2 rRNA genes are annotated in these 3,208 nt (G+C 53.6%); both read left to right on the forward strand.

The window, feature by feature from the left end:
- Positions 1 to 92 precede the first annotated feature (92 nt).
- Positions 93 to 2,984: ribosomal RNA gene (locus MDHKLMBL_RS20565) — 23S ribosomal RNA — on the forward strand.
- Between the two features lie 99 nt (positions 2,985 to 3,083).
- Positions 3,084 to 3,198: ribosomal RNA gene (gene rrf, locus MDHKLMBL_RS20570) — 5S ribosomal RNA — on the forward strand.
- Positions 3,199 to 3,208: the final 10 nt, after the last annotated feature.

Raw genomic sequence — 3,208 nt, forward strand, 5'->3', positions numbered from 1 at the left:
TATTGCTTCAAGTGGCTGTCTCGAAGAAACCTCTGAATCAGGCTTGCCTGGTGATGGGTGTGGATTCGTGATCAGTTGTCTTGGGGTTATATAGTCAAGCAACTAAGCGCATACGGTGGATGCCTTGGCAGTCAGAGGCGATGAAAGACGTGGAAGCCTGCGATAAGGTTCGGGGAGCTGGCAAACAAGCTGTGATCCGGGCATTTCTGAATGGGGAAACCCACCGACTTTCGGGTCGGTATCTTGCACTGAATACATAGGTGTAAGAGGCGAACCGGGGGAACTGAAACATCTAAGTACCCCGAGGAAAAGAAATCAACCGAGATTCCCTAAGTAGCGGCGAGCGAACGGGGACTAGCCCTTAAGCTAGACAACTGGTAGGAGAAGGCTCTGGAAAGTGCCGCCATAGTGGGTGATAGCCCCGTATCCGAAACCTGAGTCTGGTGAAATCGAGTAGGACGGGACACGTGATATCCTGTCTGAACATGGGGGGACCATCCTCCAAGGCTAAATACTCCTGACTGACCGATAGTGAACCAGTACCGTGAGGGAAAGGCGAAAAGAACCCCTGTGAGGGGAGTGAAATAGATCCTGAAACCGTATGCGTACAAGCAGTCGGAGCGGACTTGTTCCGTGACGGCGTACCTTTTGTATAATGGGTCAGCGACTTATGTTCAGTGGCGAGGTTAACCGTTTAGGGGAGCCGTAGGGAAACCGAGTCTGAATAGGGCGATTTAGTCGCTGGGCATAGACCCGAAACCGGGCGATCTATCCATGAGCAGGTTGAAGGTTGAGTAACATCAACTGGAGGACCGAACCCACTGTCGTTGAAAAGCCAGGGGATGACTTGTGGATCGGAGTGAAAGGCTAATCAAGCCCGGAGATAGCTGGTTCTCCCCGAAAGCTATTTAGGTAGCGCCTCGGACGAATACCACAGGGGGTAGAGCACTGTTTCGGCTAGGGGGTCATCCCGACTTACCAACCCGATGCAAACTCCGAATACCTGTGAGTACTATCCGGGAGACACACGGCGGGTGCTAACGTCCGTCGTGAAGAGGGAAACAACCCAGACCGCCAGCTAAGGTCCCCAAGTACCAGTTAAGTGGGAAACGATGTGGGAAGGCTCAGACAGCTAGGAGGTTGGCTTAGAAGCAGCCATCCTTTAAAGAAAGCGTAATAGCTCACTAGTCGAGTCGGCCTGCGCGGAAGATGTAACGGGGCTCAAACTGGTCACCGAAGCTGCGGCTGCATACTTTGTATGCGGGGTAGGGGAGCGTTCTGTAAGCCTGCGAAGGTGTGTTGAGAAGCATGCTGGAGGTATCAGAAGTGCGAATGCTGACATGAGTAACGACAATGCGGGTGAAAAACCCGCACGCCGGAAGACCAAGGGTTCCTGCGCAACGCTAATCGGCGCAGGGTGAGTCGGCCCCTAAGGCGAGACCGAAAGGTGTAGTCGATGGGAAACGGGTTAATATTCCCGTACCTTGGATAGCTGCGATGGAGAGACGGAGAAGGCTAGGTGAGCCGGGCGACGGTTGTCCCGGTTTAAGCGAGTAGGGAGTGGACTTAGGCAAATCCGGGTCCACAATCTCGAGACGCGACGACGACTGCTCTTAGAGCGGGAAGTCATTGATGCCATGCTTCCAGGAAAATCTTCTAAGCTTCAGGCTATTCGAGACCGTACCCCAAACCGACACAGGTGGTCAGGTAGAGAATACCAAGGCGCTTGAGAGAACTCGGGTAAAGGAACTAGGCAAAATGGTGCCGTAACTTCGGGAGAAGGCACGCTGGTGGTAAGTGAAATCCCTGCGGGTGGAGCTGAAGCCAGTCGAAGATACCAGGCCCCTGCGACTGTTTATTAAAAACACAGCACTGTGCAAACACGAAAGTGGACGTATACGGTGTGACGCCTGCCCGGTGCCGGAAGGTTAATTGATGGGGTTAGCGCTTGCGCGAAGCTCTTGATCGAAGCCCCGGTAAACGGCGGCCGTAACTATAACGGTCCTAAGGTAGCGAAATTCCTTGTCGGGTAAGTTCCGACCTGCACGAATGGCGTAACGATGGGGGCGCTGTCTCTACCCGAGACTCAGTGAAATTGAAATCGCCGTGAAGATGCGGTGTATCCGCGGCTAGACGGAAAGACCCCGTGAACCTTTACTATAGCTTCACAGTGAACTTTGAGCATGTTTGTGTAGGATAGCTGGGAGGCTTTGAAGTGGGAACGCCAGTTCTCATGGAGCCAACCTTGAAATACCAGCCTGACATGTTTGAGGTTCTAACTTGGTCCCCTTATCGGGGATGAGGACACTGTGTGGTGGGTAGTTTGACTGGGGCGGTCTCCTCCCAAAGCGTAACGGAGGAGCACAAAGGTGGGCTAAGCATGGTCGGACATCATGCGGTTAGTGTAATGGCACAAGCCCGCTTAACTGCGAGACAGACACGTCGAGCAGGTACGAAAGTAGGTCATAGTGATCCGGTGGTTCTGTATGGAAGGGCCATCGCTCAACGGATAAAAGGTACTCCGGGGATAACAGGCTGATACCGCCCAAGAGTTCACATCGACGGCGGTGTTTGGCACCTCGATGTCGGCTCATCACATCCTGGGGCTGAAGCCGGTCCCAAGGGTATGGCTGTTCGCCATTTAAAGTGGTACGCGAGCTGGGTTTAGAACGTCGTGAGACAGTTCGGTCCCTATCTGCCGTGGACGTTGGAGATTTGAGGAAAGCTGCTCCTAGTACGAGAGGACCGGAGTGGACGAACCTCTGGTGTTCGGGTTGTGACGCCAGTCGCATTGCCCGGTAGCTATGTTCGGACAGGATAACCGCTGAAAGCATCTAAGCGGGAAGCCCCTTCCAAGATGAGATCTCCCTGGACCCTNGAGGTCCCTGAAGAGCCGTTCAAGACCAGGACGTTGATAGGTCGGGTGTGTAAGCGCTGCGAGGCGTTGAGCTAACCGATACTAATTGCTCGTGCGGCTTGACTATATAACACCCAAGACAATTGCGGATAACGCAGAGCCTAACCGCTCAAACGAAATCAACATCACTCAGTTCCTTCTCGTCCCCCAGTGATCAACCGTTTTGCCTGACGACCATAGCGGTCTGGAACCACCTGATCCCATCCCGAACTCAGAAGTGAAACAGACCAGCGCCGATGGTAGTGTGGCGTTGCCCATGTGAGAGTAGGTCATCGTCAGGCTCCTAATACC

This window comes from Marinobacter flavimaris (assembly GCF_002933295.1).
Taxonomy (GTDB): Bacteria; Pseudomonadota; Gammaproteobacteria; order Pseudomonadales; family Oleiphilaceae; genus Marinobacter; species Marinobacter flavimaris.